At 39.1% G+C, this 13,518-nt stretch carries 23 protein-coding genes and 1 pseudogene; 5 read left to right on the forward strand and 19 right to left on the reverse strand.

Annotated features, from left to right (window positions below):
• Positions 1-96, reverse strand: a pseudogene (locus D1B33_RS18665) (NADPH-dependent oxidoreductase); the annotation flags it as partial.
• Between the two features lie 329 nt (positions 97-425).
• On the opposite strand from D1B33_RS18665, the gene D1B33_RS14205 reads away from it, so the two are divergent.
• On the forward strand, positions 426-755 hold the full coding sequence (locus D1B33_RS14205) for a winged helix-turn-helix transcriptional regulator (RefSeq protein ID WP_118877070.1): 330 nt from the start codon (positions 426-428) through the stop codon (positions 753-755).
• A gap of 77 nt (positions 756-832) precedes the next feature.
• On the opposite strand, the gene D1B33_RS18355 is transcribed toward D1B33_RS14205, so the two are convergent.
• From D1B33_RS18355 to D1B33_RS14230, 5 genes are all read right to left on the reverse strand, one after another.
• A complete protein-coding gene (locus D1B33_RS18355) occupies positions 833-1,051 on the reverse strand; it encodes a hypothetical protein (RefSeq protein WP_147370417.1) in 219 nt (72 codons plus the stop codon).
• Between the two features lie 45 nt (positions 1,052-1,096).
• Complete coding sequence (locus D1B33_RS14215; RefSeq protein WP_407656743.1) at positions 1,097-1,255, reverse strand: YjcZ family sporulation protein; 159 nt, start codon at positions 1,253-1,255, stop codon at positions 1,097-1,099.
• Positions 1,256-1,462: 207 nt separating this feature from the next.
• Positions 1,463-1,678, reverse strand: coding sequence for a hypothetical protein (locus D1B33_RS14220; RefSeq protein WP_118877073.1), 216 nt, complete (start codon positions 1,676-1,678; stop codon positions 1,463-1,465).
• 199 nt (positions 1,679-1,877) lie between these two features.
• Complete coding sequence (locus D1B33_RS14225; protein ID WP_118877074.1) at positions 1,878-2,198, reverse strand: hypothetical protein; 321 nt, start codon at positions 2,196-2,198, stop codon at positions 1,878-1,880.
• A 310-nt stretch (positions 2,199-2,508) separates the two neighbouring features.
• Positions 2,509-2,721: a hypothetical protein gene (locus D1B33_RS14230; protein ID WP_118877075.1), complete on the reverse strand. Its 213-nt coding sequence runs from the start codon at positions 2,719-2,721 to the stop codon at positions 2,509-2,511.
• Between the two features lie 166 nt (positions 2,722-2,887).
• On the opposite strand from D1B33_RS14230, the gene D1B33_RS14235 reads away from it, so the two are divergent.
• Positions 2,888-3,520: a LysE family translocator gene (locus D1B33_RS14235; protein WP_118877076.1), complete on the forward strand. Its 633-nt coding sequence runs from the start codon at positions 2,888-2,890 to the stop codon at positions 3,518-3,520.
• A gap of 105 nt (positions 3,521-3,625) precedes the next feature.
• On the opposite strand, the gene D1B33_RS14240 is transcribed toward D1B33_RS14235, so the two are convergent.
• The 6 genes from D1B33_RS14240 to D1B33_RS14265 all read right to left on the reverse strand — a co-directional run bounded on the left by D1B33_RS14240 (position 3,626) and on the right by D1B33_RS14265 (position 6,842).
• The gene (locus D1B33_RS14240; RefSeq protein WP_118877077.1) at positions 3,626-3,814 is read right to left on the reverse strand and encodes a hypothetical protein; all 189 of its coding nucleotides are present in this window, start codon (positions 3,812-3,814) and stop codon (positions 3,626-3,628) included.
• 118 nt (positions 3,815-3,932) lie between these two features.
• Positions 3,933-4,640: a DNA alkylation repair protein gene (locus tag D1B33_RS14245; RefSeq protein ID WP_118877078.1), complete on the reverse strand. Its 708-nt coding sequence runs from the start codon at positions 4,638-4,640 to the stop codon at positions 3,933-3,935.
• A 20-nt stretch (positions 4,641-4,660) separates the two neighbouring features.
• Positions 4,661-5,053: an SLAP domain-containing protein gene (locus tag D1B33_RS14250; RefSeq protein ID WP_118877079.1), complete on the reverse strand. Its 393-nt coding sequence runs from the start codon at positions 5,051-5,053 to the stop codon at positions 4,661-4,663.
• Between the two features lie 260 nt (positions 5,054-5,313).
• On the reverse strand, positions 5,314-5,754 hold the full coding sequence (locus D1B33_RS14255) for a cell wall hydrolase (RefSeq protein WP_118877080.1): 441 nt from the start codon (positions 5,752-5,754) through the stop codon (positions 5,314-5,316).
• A 62-nt stretch (positions 5,755-5,816) separates the two neighbouring features.
• Positions 5,817-6,293: a YkyB family protein gene (locus D1B33_RS14260; RefSeq protein ID WP_118877081.1), complete on the reverse strand. Its 477-nt coding sequence runs from the start codon at positions 6,291-6,293 to the stop codon at positions 5,817-5,819.
• Between the two features lie 345 nt (positions 6,294-6,638).
• Positions 6,639-6,842, reverse strand: coding sequence for a hypothetical protein (locus D1B33_RS14265; protein WP_118877082.1), 204 nt, complete (start codon positions 6,840-6,842; stop codon positions 6,639-6,641).
• A gap of 313 nt (positions 6,843-7,155) precedes the next feature.
• On the opposite strand from D1B33_RS14265, the gene D1B33_RS14270 reads away from it, so the two are divergent.
• The gene (locus tag D1B33_RS14270; protein ID WP_118877083.1) at positions 7,156-7,986 is read left to right on the forward strand and encodes a LysM peptidoglycan-binding domain-containing protein; all 831 of its coding nucleotides are present in this window, start codon (positions 7,156-7,158) and stop codon (positions 7,984-7,986) included.
• A gap of 45 nt (positions 7,987-8,031) precedes the next feature.
• Here D1B33_RS14270 and D1B33_RS14275 read toward each other — a convergent pair whose 3' ends face one another.
• Genes D1B33_RS14275 through D1B33_RS14285 form a run of 3 tightly spaced genes read right to left on the reverse strand, consistent with a single transcriptional unit; the run spans position 8,032 to position 9,585 of the window.
• Positions 8,032-8,484: a DMT family transporter gene (locus D1B33_RS14275; RefSeq protein ID WP_118877084.1), complete on the reverse strand. Its 453-nt coding sequence runs from the start codon at positions 8,482-8,484 to the stop codon at positions 8,032-8,034.
• Complete coding sequence (locus tag D1B33_RS14280) at positions 8,481-9,149, reverse strand: Crp/Fnr family transcriptional regulator (RefSeq protein ID WP_158582989.1); 669 nt, start codon at positions 9,147-9,149, stop codon at positions 8,481-8,483. Before D1B33_RS14280 ends, D1B33_RS14275 begins: the two co-directional genes overlap by 4 nt.
• Positions 9,150-9,159: 10 nt before the next feature.
• Complete coding sequence (locus D1B33_RS14285; RefSeq protein WP_158582990.1) at positions 9,160-9,585, reverse strand: DMT family transporter; 426 nt, start codon at positions 9,583-9,585, stop codon at positions 9,160-9,162.
• 210 nt (positions 9,586-9,795) lie between these two features.
• Between D1B33_RS14285 and D1B33_RS18590 the strand changes: the two genes are divergently transcribed.
• Entirely contained in the window at positions 9,796-9,972 is a 177-nt protein-coding gene (locus D1B33_RS18590) for a hypothetical protein (RefSeq protein ID WP_199677424.1), read from the forward strand.
• Positions 9,973-10,505: 533 nt separating this feature from the next.
• Here D1B33_RS18590 and D1B33_RS14290 read toward each other — a convergent pair.
• Complete coding sequence (locus D1B33_RS14290; RefSeq protein ID WP_118877087.1) at positions 10,506-11,132, reverse strand: PH domain-containing protein; 627 nt, start codon at positions 11,130-11,132, stop codon at positions 10,506-10,508.
• 194 nt (positions 11,133-11,326) lie between these two features.
• Between D1B33_RS14290 and D1B33_RS14295 the strand changes: the two genes are divergently transcribed.
• On the forward strand, positions 11,327-11,479 hold the full coding sequence (locus D1B33_RS14295; RefSeq protein ID WP_118877088.1) for a BH0509 family protein: 153 nt from the start codon (positions 11,327-11,329) through the stop codon (positions 11,477-11,479).
• A gap of 295 nt (positions 11,480-11,774) precedes the next feature.
• Here the strand turns inward: D1B33_RS14295 and D1B33_RS14300 are convergent, their stop codons facing one another.
• From D1B33_RS14300 to D1B33_RS14310, 3 genes are all read right to left on the reverse strand, one after another.
• On the reverse strand, positions 11,775-12,152 hold the full coding sequence (locus D1B33_RS14300) for an SET domain-containing protein (RefSeq protein WP_118877089.1): 378 nt from the start codon (positions 12,150-12,152) through the stop codon (positions 11,775-11,777).
• Positions 12,153-12,412: 260 nt separating this feature from the next.
• Positions 12,413-12,832 (reverse strand): general stress protein, encoded by a 420-nt coding sequence (locus tag D1B33_RS14305; RefSeq protein WP_118877090.1) that lies wholly within the window; start codon positions 12,830-12,832, stop codon positions 12,413-12,415.
• 182 nt (positions 12,833-13,014) lie between these two features.
• Positions 13,015-13,446, reverse strand: coding sequence for a general stress protein (locus D1B33_RS14310; RefSeq protein ID WP_118877091.1), 432 nt, complete (start codon positions 13,444-13,446; stop codon positions 13,015-13,017).
• Positions 13,447-13,518 lie beyond the last annotated feature (72 nt).

Below are 13,518 nucleotides of genomic sequence, written 5' to 3' on the forward strand. Positions count from 1 at the left end.
AGTTGATCCTAAAATAATACCAATGTTTAATTTTTCCACTTTCTTCTCCTCCTGTACTTCTTGTTTTTTACCAAAGAGTTTATCTAAAAATCCCATTGGTTCCCTCACTTTCCGTGATGAAAAGAGCCATTATTGCCATCATCACTTGCCTTTTAGCAAAACTTCATACCACTATTCCGATACTACAGCGATTCCGTAGTTCAGGGTTACTTTGTTTTCACCTTTCGGATTCATTAAAAAGAATACCCGCATGCATTAAAACTTAATCACACTTCATTAAAGACTTGTATTATTTCGAATTCAAAAGGTTACTATATGTAACTTAGTGTATTTTAGTAATATGTAAATGTCAAGTAACTAACTTAATTTTTGTAATCAATTAGGTGACTTTGTGGTATAATAGATACAAAAGAGGTGTTAGGAACATGAAGCAACCAACGATTTGCCCTAAATTTGAAAAGGCAATATCCCTGTTGAGCCAAAGATGGAATGCTTTAGTAATATATCAATTGTTAGATGGCCCGCAACGATTTAGCGAAATCCAATCCAGCATTGGGATCAGCGGAAAAGTATTATCGGACCGTTTGAAGGATCTCGAACATCAAGAAGTCATTGCACGGAAAGTCATACCCGAAACACCGGTTGTAATTGAATATTCTTTAACTGAAAAAGGACTTTCACTAAAACCGGTTTTAAAAGAAATAGAAGATTGGTCACAATTTTGGTTTAACTCGGAAAATGGTGCCGATGCTTAAACGAAACAAAGGTAAATATAGATAAAGAGGCAGAATTCCGAAATGAATTCTGCCTCTTTTTATTTTTGGATCCAGGGTTAATACGGACGATTGTAAGGCATGCGGCCATATGGAGAATATGGGCGAGGATACATGTGATGCATCGGATACATTGGGTACATATGATGCATTGGATACATATGGTGCATTGGATACATCGGATAGTGATGGTGATGGCGATGGCGACGTCTTCTTCTGCGGTGTCTATCATAATCATAGTCTTCATAATCTCGATCGTAGCGAGTATAGTTTTGCATTATCTTTCCTCCTTTACATTCGAGGATTTAATATTCTAGGTCAAATTAGTAACCGTTTTTCATGAAGTGAGCACCAACGATAATCAATAAAATAAACAACACAACAATCAACACGAATTCTTTACTGTTGTTTTTGTAGTCGCCTACTCCACCAACGTTCCCGCAATCGTAACTTCCGCCTACATTATTGTATCCCATATTCATTCACCCCCTTCTATACGATATAGTTTATGGTTGGTTAAGAAAGTCACCCTGTACAAAAGTGGAATTTCAAAAATATTTTTATTCTTCCAATTTCCTCTGGCATTTCATTCAGCTATCTAAAATTCCGTTTATATCTTTTTATTATGAAAAAAAGACCGGTTTCACTGTGGAAACCGAGTCCTTTCATCATTCTTTATGACGTTTAAATTAATATCCTTCTTTTTCCCCTTCTTTTAGGGACGCTTTTGGTGTGCGATCTTCTTCCTCAACCTTTTGGAAGCCTTTATCTAATCTTCCCGCATTTTCAATATCTCCGGAAGCTTTATAGCCGCCCACCGCTGCATTGGAAGTTGTCCCGAAAAGATCCATTCCACCTAATTCCACATTAATGCGTTGTTTGTCATTTCTTTTTTGCTTGCTCATTATCATCACCTCTTAATGTAATATGCCCAAAGGAGGCAATAATATAGTTCATGCAAAACAAAAAGAGCATCCATCTTGTGGGATGAATGCCTTCCACATTGTGAGCTATCCATTCTGTTCATAACTTCAGCTTATTGGACAACATGCCACTTGGTTAATGCTTTTTAGTCCTCTTCTCTTCGATTGTCCATCACATGAACTAATGAACATCCGCTCTGTTTTCTTTAATCTGTTCGTGAATTTTTTGAAGATCTTCAAAAGAAAGCTCACCAAGAGATGCTTTAATTTCCTCTTCAATCTTTTTCCTGTTTCTTTCCTGATAGCGGCCCCACCATTCCCGGAGGCCCTCTGTTTTATCAAAAATATATTCAATGTCAATTTCTTCATTTTCTTCATCAGACAAATAATCCAGCACGGAGCCCAACATACGGGATATGTTATCGATTTCATCAATATTTTGAGGCACCGGCACCGTCATACTCTCTTCTTGGTCATTTGTTTCAGCAGTCTTTCTGGGCATGGCTTTTCACTCCTCTTTCAGTGATAATATTTTCAGTATGAGCATTAAAAATGAAATCCATGAAACCTAAGAAATGTTATATAGAGCCACCCTTCAAAATTGAGATGGCCCAATGCTCGGAGTAAAGCCAGCCTTTTTAGAATAGTTGATCTTCCGCAGCACGAAAACTTTGGCATGCCTCAAGGAGCGAAATGTCATTTTTTAAAGCGAATGAGTAAGGTTTCCCACTAAACGCAAATACGGCAAAAAAAATGGACTTAGTTCGCACTCATGAACTAAGTCCATTACTATTTTTCTTCGCAATGACAAATTAATTTCGCTCGTCCTGTTTGCGGGTAACGTCCAAATCCTCGAAAAATTCTTCCTGACGGTTTTCTTTTTGTTCCAATTTTTTGCCTTTGTTCAGGTTTTCGGAGAATTCATGCTGTGTATTTTCTTCTTCAATGTTTTTTCGATTGACGGTCAAATCTTCATAATAATCTTTTCTTCGATTTTCTTTTTCTTCTTTAAAGTCCATCACCATACCCCACCCTTCTCCATGCTTCTTAATAGGTATATTTCCGACTTTCGGCAGGTCAAACATCCTCTCTACCGGATGAATAGTGCCAGGAGAAAGTAAAAATAATCTTTATAAAGTGCCGACAGTTATTTATAATACAGAATAAATAATGAAGGAAAGGATTGGAAAAATGGAGAATTATTATTTGTTTCTTTTTATGTGTATGGTACTTATTATTTTGCCCGGACCTGATACGGCAATTGCCACGAAAAATACGCTCACGTTGGGCAAATCGGGTGGTCTTCAAACAATGCTGGGCACTTGTTGCGCACTATTGATCCATACTTCCGCCGCTATTTTGGGGCTTTCTGCGATTGTTGCGAAATCCGCTTTTTTATTTTCCATTTTCAAATATGCAGGAGCCATTTACTTGGTTTACCTGGGCATCAAAACCCTACTATCTTTGAGAAAAAAAGAGGAGCGAGAAGGCGATGAGCAAAAGGCTGAAATTCAATTTGAGCAAACATCCTGTTTTAAACAAGGATTTCTGACGAATATATTAAATCCCAAAGTAGCCATCTTTTTCTTGACCTTTTTCCCTCAATTCGTCGATACGGGAGGCAACACATTTATGCCGTTCCTGATTATGGGCATTACGTATGCGGTACTTACGGCTCTATGGTTTGTCTTTTATATTTATTTAATTCATCAAGTCAGCGCTTTTATGAAAAAACCGAAAACTCAAACTTTCGTAGAAGGGCTTACAGGTACGGTTCTTATCGGTTTTGGATTAAAACTCGCTTTGGAAAAGGGAAATCATTGATATTGTTTTGACACGGCCTCTTTTTCCAATAAAAAAACGCCAATCCATAATGGATCAACGCTTTTTTAACAGTTTAATTCAGTTCAGAGAAATTAAAATTTAGTCCTAAAATTGGCAATCTTCACAATTTTCGTCGTTTTGTTGATTATTTCTTCTTTGGTTGCGGTTGAAGTTTGCTTCTAACGCGAATTCTTCATTGTTTTGATTGCGATTGAAGTCCACTTCTTCAGCAAATTCTTCACGATTGTTCGCATTGCGGTCTTGTTGATCTTTATTGTACTTTCTTCTTTCCATTTCTCTCTCACCTCCATGATTCTTATTTTGAGACATGGAGGTGTAACTATTCGTTTTTTATTTCTAAAATGGTTGAATAATCATGGCGGTTTTTGAAAAAACGGCTACACCCGATTTTTTAACATCGAACATACTTGCGTTTAAAACCAAGTCTTCCTTTATCTATTTCTTTTTGAATATTTTCGTAAGCGTTGAGGAAGCTGCTTTTTTTATTGTCCCGCTTGACTTCTACAATCCCTACTGCCTTTGCTGTCTCGACTGCCTTTTCATGTAGCGGTACAAAGGAAATTCCGACTGTGTACAGAAAATTATTCATTGATGATTTTGTTCGTTCAGGTGAATCGTGAATGGTCTTTTTCACAAGATCCAGCATTTCCGAAATCTTGCTCTCAGAAAATTCATGGTCTTTGCGATTTCCCAAAAGCCAGCAGTAACAGCTCCAGCCTGCCGACATTCTCAGCTCCTCCCCGCTTGCAATCCATTTATCTGCTACTTCCTGTGCAGTATCCGACTCCGATAAAGTAACGGCCACCACATAATCAGACAGCATATAAAAATACGCTGCGTCCATCCAACGGTCATAGTCAGACTCGGTCATAGCTTTCGGGTCAGCAATAATGCCTGCAAAGTACATGGCATCGTAATTCCCTGTCGCATAAAGTTCTTCAGCTAGAGTCTGATTGATTTTAATTTTTTTTGCAATCGGCTTCATTGCCCCCGTGGCCACGCCGAATAACGGTTCCTGCGCTCCATTGGAAATGTATATTTTTTTCGTTCGTTCCTTGCTGAGCGCTTCAAGCTCCTGCATTACTGTTTCAAAGTTCATTTTTACCGCTTCCTTTACTATTATGTATCCTCAGATGGAAGGATGTTCAATCGCCCATTGCTATAAGAAGTTTGCGGAAGATAGCTGTCCTTTGGAAAGATGAATGTCCAGGGCATGCTCATCTTGGGCGGAATTTCGAGTTTTGGGAGCGTAAACATATGGTCCGCAACAATCTTTCCTTTTATGCTATATTGTAGTTGTGTATGATGAAGGTTCCATGAATCGTTCGTAAAATTATGAACCAATACAGTGACCAGCAATTCCTCTTTATGGTTAATCGCTTCCCTTATAGGCGAACAAATAATGCCGGAACTGTTTAATTGCACTGTCTCATTAAAGATAGCTTCTATTATTTTTCGGTCCTGATCAGCCAACGCTTTGTCCCAGGATGCTTCAAATTGCAATTGCTGCATAATAAACACCTCTTGAAGGTTAGTGTAACATAGGGGGCAGAAAACTTAACCCTCATTGCAACATTCGAATGCAAGAAAAGCGTCCTTATCCCACATAATCTCGGTTTAATGTTTGCCGGTCGAAGCGGAACTAGCGAAGCTTGGTATCGAATATCTTATAAACATTTCACAAGAGCGGAATAAAAAAGAGGGACCTACAATCGTTAAAATGATTGTAGGATCCCCTTTTTCCATGATTCTCAAGAATGCTTTCCCGAATCTTATCCACTATAAACACTTTCACACGTATTCGCTTGCGGTTCATAATAACAATGATTTTTAAATTGGCCGGCAAACGGTTGATCATACCATGTCGGTGGGCAAGGTGCATACGGATTGAAATACCAAAGCGCATACCTTCCTGGCAGTTCCCTCCAATATTCCAGTACCTGTCTTGCTAATCGTCGTTCATTTTCTCTCGCTGGACTATAGAATAAATTCCCCTTTTGAACCGCTTCAAAAGAATAATTTCCTCCCTGGACCTGGTAAATGACATCTTCCACCGTCCTCACATCCCGAAAGTCCAAGCAATCGGCAATAACGCGATTGACAATTACGTTGCCTACATACAGCATACCCTGGTTGCCTTCACCCTCGGCTTCCGCCCGCATCATCCGCGCTATTAAATCAACATCCGCATCTCTGTATTTTATTCTTGGCATTTTTTCACCCCAACAGTATAGTATGAAAAAAAGTCAAAATTGATGATTGTCTAAAAACCTTATTAACGCTCACCAAAGCGTTTTGCATATGGAGACAAATAGGGTTTGGTTTTCTGGGAATAGGGATTCGTTGGTTGAGGTTCTTTCATTCCTGTGTATGCCAGCAGCAAGGATTTGGCTTGTTTTAAAGAAACTTGCGTTTTGGGATTTCTTTGCTGGTCATTCAAGTCGCCTAAATGGGGCAATGTTTGAAAGTCTTGTTTTGTTGGAGGCGTGTGAAATAAAAATTCTCCACAGGAAATTAAAACAGAAGAAGTTTGTTTTGAAAGCTTCGGGTTTCTCGAGAAGTGCAAGCCAACCTTCTCTGCTTTGCCTTCATCGAGCATTTTTTCCAGTGCTTGTTTCTTCAACGTATATAAAAATTTAGGGTCTGTTGCCGATTTTGCATGTTTGTTTACTACAAAGACTGCTCTTGAGAGGTTCTCTACTGAAAATTCAAAGTTTCTATTCCGGCTCGGTTTATTCGGTTGCTTGTTCATCTGGCTTCCCCTTTCTTTGTAAGCATGATCTTTACAGTTATAATCTCTTTTACCCTTTTGACAAAATAAACTTACCTCTTTTGCACATTTTCTTCAATATAAATTTACTATAAAAATTTTTAAATGAGATGTATAAAAAAATTGAGCCGGCCTATACTATTAGAGATTCCACTTCAAGTCCAATGACTAGGAGGGTTAACCCGATGAGGGCGAATGATCGTTAACTCAGAAGGACCATCTGTAACTGAATAGAGCTAGAGCAAGTTGTCTTAGGAATATCTTAAGATTCATGCGAAAGCGAGGCAGTGTGTCATGGATATCATGTAGTGAAATCAGACCCGGAATTTATTCCGGGTTTTTATTTTTTTCTTTTCTTATATAATAGCGAATAAAACCTAATTGCAAACAATAAAACAATCGCTTATACACAAGTTCGGGGTGGAAAACAAATTGGATTGCTTCTATTAACCCTTTTTCACACTCAGTCAAACGGGCGTTTAGATTGCTTCTATAAACCCTGTTGCTCCCTGCCCACATCAAAACGGGCATTTAGAATCCTTCTTATATCTCTTCCCCCAAGTTCATGCAAATGTAAAACCTGCTCTACACTACTTTGACACCTGCTACCCTCACCAAACGCCACAACTCATTCTCCAGCCGGGCCAAAATCCTCATACAAGCAACCACTTAAAAGATTGCTAATAATAATAATTTTTTCTTGTGTTGGATAATACATGAAATGTTTTTGCAATATAATTGCCATTCCTGTAATCGAATTAACACCTCTTTGTTCTTTTTCTATCAAAAATCTATGATAGGATAGAGAAAATTAACAACGAAGAACATTGGAGGATTTTTATATATGTTTAAAAAAGTAATTTCAATAGTACCTGTTGCCGTTCTTGCGGCTGGAATCGGTGCAAATGCACAAGCTTCAACTATTACTGTAGAAAAAGGCGATACACTTTGGGGAATCTCCCGCGAACATAATGTAACGGTAGAAAATATCCAAACGTGGAACCACCTTTCTTCGGATACTATCCATGCAGGAGATGTTTTAACGCTTAATCCACAAAATCAATATACTGTTAAAAAAGGCGATACATTGTGGAGCATAGCGCAAAAATATAATGTAACCGTTTCGCAAATAAAAAATTGGAACCAGTTGCAATCCGAGCTGATTCAACCTGGTTTAACTTTAACTCTATATAATAATGGCAAAACAGTAGTGGCAGCGGCTCCAGCACAAAACACTCCGGCACCGCAACCAACTGCTTCATCTCAAGAAAGCTCACAGAAGGCAGTTTCACAGCAAAGCGCGCCGAAAAAAGCAGTTGCTGGCGTCTCTACTACACGTGCATCTGAAAGTGCAGCACAAACAGCACCTTCTACAAGCACAAACAGCAAGGAGCTAATCATGCAAGCAACAGCATATACGGCTTCATGCGAGGGTTGTTCAGGCGTTACAGCTACGGGCATTAACCTAAAACAAAACCCGAATGCAAAAGTGATTTCGGTTGACCCATCCGTGATTCCACTGGGCAGCAAGGTTTATGTAGAAGGTTATGGTGAAGCCATTGCTGGAGACACAGGCAGTGCCATAAAAGGAAATAAAATCGATGTCTTTATTCCTTCTAAACAAGCAGCCATCAATTATGGCGTGAAACAAGTGAAAGTGACGATTTTAAATTAATATATATAAAGCAAAAAAGAACTGTTAAAGGTTCTTTTTTGCTTTTTATGTTTTGGAAATATCTTTCTTTTTCATATTAAAAATTAAAACCCCGGCAATCATCAACATAATGCCCAAAATATCTTCCCATTTTAAATTCATTTGAGGCAACACTAAAAATCCCGTCAGGTCAAACACAAGCGAAGACGTCAACTGGGCTATAACTGCGATTAAAACTGCCTTTGTCGGGCCAAGTTGTTTCATGGCTTGCATCATGCAATAGATAATTCCGATTCCAATCAAGCCAAAAAGCCAGTAGCTGAGTTTCATGCCGCTAACATCAAAAATAGCTGGACCGTCAACAAGCAACCCAATCAGAAGACTCGCGATGCTACCGGTCAACAAAACAAAAGTCGTAGCCATCCAACTACTGACATGCTCATTTAAGTGGCGATTAAATATATTTTGCAGCCCAACGCCAGCTCCGGCGATCAATGCCAAAATTCCACCTAAAATCATTGCTTTTCCTCCTCATATATATTGTTTTTCCCAAGAATAGTGAGCCGTTCACGATCAACAATCAAAATCGAACGCTCTCTTCGTTCCAAAATACCTTTCTTACACAAATCACCAATGACCCGATTCATATGGCGCTTCGTGGTGCCGATTAAATCCGCAGCATCGCGTAAATCACGTGTTGATACAGCCTCGTTATTCATGGACATCGATAGCAAATAACTGCACAATCGCACTTCCACGGGATACATTAAATTAAACGTCAATGCATTTGAATTGGCGTAAAGTTTTTCGGTAATCCGTTCTAAAAGAAAACGAACAAAAGGCAAATAACCCATTCCATATTTTTGAGCAACTTGTATCGGAATGGTCAGCATTTCGACATCCGTCATCGCTTCCACGGTGTTAATATAGGGAGCCTGTTGCACAAATTCAATATCGCCGATAATATCGAATGAGTCCTTAAAGGATATAATCACCCTTTTTCCTTCAGGCGATATTTTATATGCTTTAATTTTACCCTTCGCCAAGAAAAATAAAAAACGTGGATTCTCGCCTTGCCTGATAACGAAATCTCCTTTGTTGTAGGAAGTAATGGTAAGGCTGTGGAGCAGTTCATCATTTAAAACACGTTGAAGCGAAAATTCTTTAATATAATCGTTATCCACGACAACACCCCTATAAACTAATAAAAACAGCACCAAGCATCATCAATGCCAACCCCAGCCACTGTTTGCCGGCAATCGGTGACTTTTTCAAATCCAATCCCCCCATCGCTTCAACCAGAACGACAGTCCCCAATTGCGCAATCAGGAGTAAAGCATTGGCAACAGTTGCCCCTACGTATGTAACGGCCAGCACACTGGATGCAACAACAACGGCCCCAAATGATCCCCCAAATAAATACAAAGGTTTCACTTCAGCGAATCCCGCCAAACGATTCTGCCTTGCTAAAATTGAAATAATCATTGCCCCCACAGCCCCGACTGCCTGTGTAATCATGGCGGTTGTCCAGGTACTTACTTCCGCACCAATCGCGGCATTTGTAACATTTTGCAAGGCAATGAAAAAACCGGCCAAAATCGCCATCATAATTCCTATCATAAAATTCCTCATCTCGATGATAAATATAAATTAATTACACCATTCCTTACCCTTATATGTAAGGACATATGTCTCGTTTTTAAAATGTACTTAAAAAGCTTATTCCATAACGAAATTATGAAAAAGCTTTTAATACCTTTATTTGTCACCCAGCCTTTACGTATATGTAAAAGGGTTGCAGTAAAAACTTTTAAAAAGGAGTGATGCAAAGTGAAAGACAATAATCGTTTCCTGACAACAGCCCCAAAAGAGAAAGAATTCACGATTGATACGGGGTTAAGCGCCAAGAACGTCCTCAAAAACTCCGTCCACAAACATAAAGAGATGGAAGAAACCAATATTGCCATCACCGGCGACGAAATCAAACAACAAAACGAAAATTTATAATGGATTGCTGTTTTCAAGTTAGTATAGCGGCAGATTAACATGTGGCCCAGCTCAACTTATTGTGAAATAAGGCCATTGTTGCATTTGCCGCTTTACTTATCTAGGGGATTATTATTTAGGATGCCGGCATTTTCTTAATCATCAGCTTGAGACAGCTTCTATTCGAACATTTTCATTAGTATCACTGCACATATCGCTTAGAACGCTTCTAATCGAGCGTTTTTCATCAATCTCAAGGCTAACTTTGCTTTATCCACCTTCTAATCGAGCATCTTCCATCAAAAACACTGCAGACACCGCTTTAGCCCACTTCTAATCGAGCGTTTTTCATCAATCTCACTTCAAACACTTCTTTAGACTGCTTCTAATCAAGCATCTTTCATCAACATCATTTCAAATACCGCTTTAAACCCCTTCTAATCGAGCATATTTCACCAAACTCACTTAAATCGCCGCTTTAGCCGATCATCATTACAATCTTCACTATTGCGCCAAAAAAAGCGTCGATCCGTTAGAATCAACGCTTTCCTCTTTTAATTTTGGATATATTTTTGGAAGACATCCGAGAAATCTTTTTTCTCGTTTTGTTCATAGGTTTGGACTAACCAGGTGTTGGCGAAGTCTACAATTTTGTTGAATTCAATATTGATCGGCGTGTCCGTGGAACGTGCTCCGTAATCGAGATTACGCGCAATGGACAGGGCCTCTTTTGCAAACTCGTTTAAACGCGCATTCTTTTCCTGTATTTTGGAAATGGCAAGCAACGATTTATAAAGATCAGCAATTTCCACTCCGAATTTCTTGGAAATGTCGATGGAAAAATCGTTATGGCCAATCTGGAACTTAATTTCAAGGTCTAGATCGATTGTACCCGCCGTCTCCAACATGACGTTCTCGAATTGATGTTTGTAGTAATCATATCGTTTCAAAACGCGCTTTTTGCTCACGGCAGATTCTCCGTCCAAGTGCAATAAAGCCAAGTTTGTAAAGCAATACTCATCCGTCTTTGATTTAATAAGGAAGAAAATCTTCTCCCCATCCTCTGTTAAAATAAAATCATCCGACTCGGTTTTGCCGTAGTCTTCGGGTTTGATTACTTGCCCGATATCACTTAGCCCTAAAGCGTCACCTACTGCATTTCCAACGAAATTTTTAAACATGCAAAATCCTCCCTACAGTTCATCATCCCTCTAAGGATAAGATGAAACACGTTCCAAAATCAATGAGTCCTTTTCCACATATTGTATCCTGCCCTTCAAGCTTTAGAAAATTTAACCGATATTTGGGCTTTTATCTGTTATATATCAGAGTATAGGTGAATATATTGTTATATATCAATTAGGAGGTCGATTGTATGTTGACAGAGAAGGAACGATCAAATATGATTCAATTTTTGGAAAAGTACTTTAATATTGATTCGGAGCAGCTGTTGAATAGCAGCGATCGTATGTTGGAAACTACATACGAATTTTACTACTCGCGAAAAGAAATGGAATGTGATTTTTAAATCAATACAGTGCAAGTAAGTTCGCTCTGCTGATGAAGTGCATTTGGAGTTATATTCCTTCCCAAATGCACTTCATTCCCTTTCTGAAAGGCTTTCCACGTGCAATTCTCTTCCCAAATGCACTTCATCCACCCTATGAAAGGCTTTCCGGGTGCAATTTTCTTCTCAAATGCACTTCATTCACCCTATGAGAGGCTTTCCGCGGGCATTCCTCTTCCCAAATGCACTTCATCCACCCTATGAAAGGCTTTCCGGATGCAATTCCCTTCCCAAATGCACTTCATGTACCTAAATTCTATTCCACATCAAACCACAGTTTTTCCTGGTCTTCCTCATCGCCATTGTAGTTGATTAGAATTTCTTCGCCTGCCTGGATATCCTTATAAGCATAAAAATCAAAGGTGTGATTGTTAAAATTGATTTCATAGGTTGCGTTTGGTGTGTAGGAATGGTTGAATAACATGCCGTATCCTAGAAGGATGGCAGTATGATTGATTCCATACTCAAATGCATAGTCAGCCAATAGGGTTTGCTCAATATGATGATGCTGATCGTTTGGGTAAGCGATAACAGGCGCTTCATGAATAAGCGTGCCTTTTTTAATATCACAGGTTGCAAATACCCCTCTATTGAATTCTCCGTTACTTAGTGGTGATGTTTTTACTTCAATCATCTTTATCGCCTACTCACTTTAGAATTTCTTCTAACTCTATCATGAATTCGAAGAGGAAGTATATAAAAACTCCCATGATCCTGTTTAAATCGCGATTAAAGTTAAGTTCATGCTCTCTTCAAAGCCGATAATAATTTGACCAAAAACTCTGAAAGCACCAAAAGACGTTAACCCCGTCTCGGGTTAACGTCTTTTATGTTAACAAAGGCGCCGGCCCTTATTAACGCGATATGGAGCCAGTCCGCTCACTTTTGTGCCATCTAGAGCAATGGGTTCTGGTAATTGCCGAAGGAATTTAAGTCTCGCGGCAGGTCTCTTTCGACCACGGTTGTCTCGATATAATCGTCTGTGTAAATTAATACACCGCCATTTTCCACAACTTCTTTGTAGTGCAGCAATTGGCTTTCCGGCAAGTCTGCATCTTTAAGACCTTCCATGACTGCATCTTCTCCCGTGAACAAGGATTTAAATTTATCTCCGACAGTACCTGTTTTCTGTACATCTACATCCGGATCCCATTTTAAATCTTTAAGACCGTCTAAATCTTTGCCTATCACATTAATCTGACCCTTAGGAATTCCATCATTCTTCAATCGATCAATAATTCCTAGTGCTTCCGTTTTCGTATGGGCCACTTCAATGTTATATCGACCTATGCTGTTATGATGTGATGAATACATCTTGAATTCCTCCTTTTGAGTATACTCTTCTTTACCCCTCGCCCAAAACGATAAACATATTTTTCGAAGTTAACACTTGACAAGTTAGCGCAGTTTTGCTAGATAGCAAATATAAAAAAGTATTAATCCACACTTTCCGGATTAATACTTTTACTTTTTTATCGCCGTTTTAAACATATGCCCTATAACCGCGCTCCATCATCATAGGTAGCAGAATCGTCAATATAATTCGGATCTCTTTCCATTTGATTGACCACTTTTTTCGTGTCCAAATACTCATCCGAATAAATCAGCACGCCGCCGTTATCAACAATCTGTTGGAAGCGATGAAGCTCGTCTTCCGGCAATTTCGCCCTCTTTAGCCCTTCGATGTCAGCATTCTCTCCAGTAAAGAAAGAGGTAATTTTGTCGCCGTTATTGCCGATACGGTGCAAATTGATTTCAGCGTCCCATTTTAAATTGGCGAATTCGACCAATTCTTTTCCTACCACATGAATGTCGCCTTTTGGAATCTCGTCGTTTTTCAATCTTTTAATGATTTCCACTGCTTCTTGTTTTGTATACGCCACCTCAATGTTGAATCTCCCGGGAGTCGCATCATCTGTTGGATACATAATTCTTCCTCCTTTTTCACGCTTCTAGTTAAACTGTACCACGTAAGGAAAAAGTGAAAACATGGAAACGTT

The sequence above is a fragment of the Ureibacillus yapensis genome (genome assembly GCF_003515775.1).
In the GTDB taxonomy this organism is placed as follows: domain Bacteria; phylum Bacillota; class Bacilli; order Bacillales_A; family Planococcaceae; genus Ureibacillus; species Ureibacillus yapensis.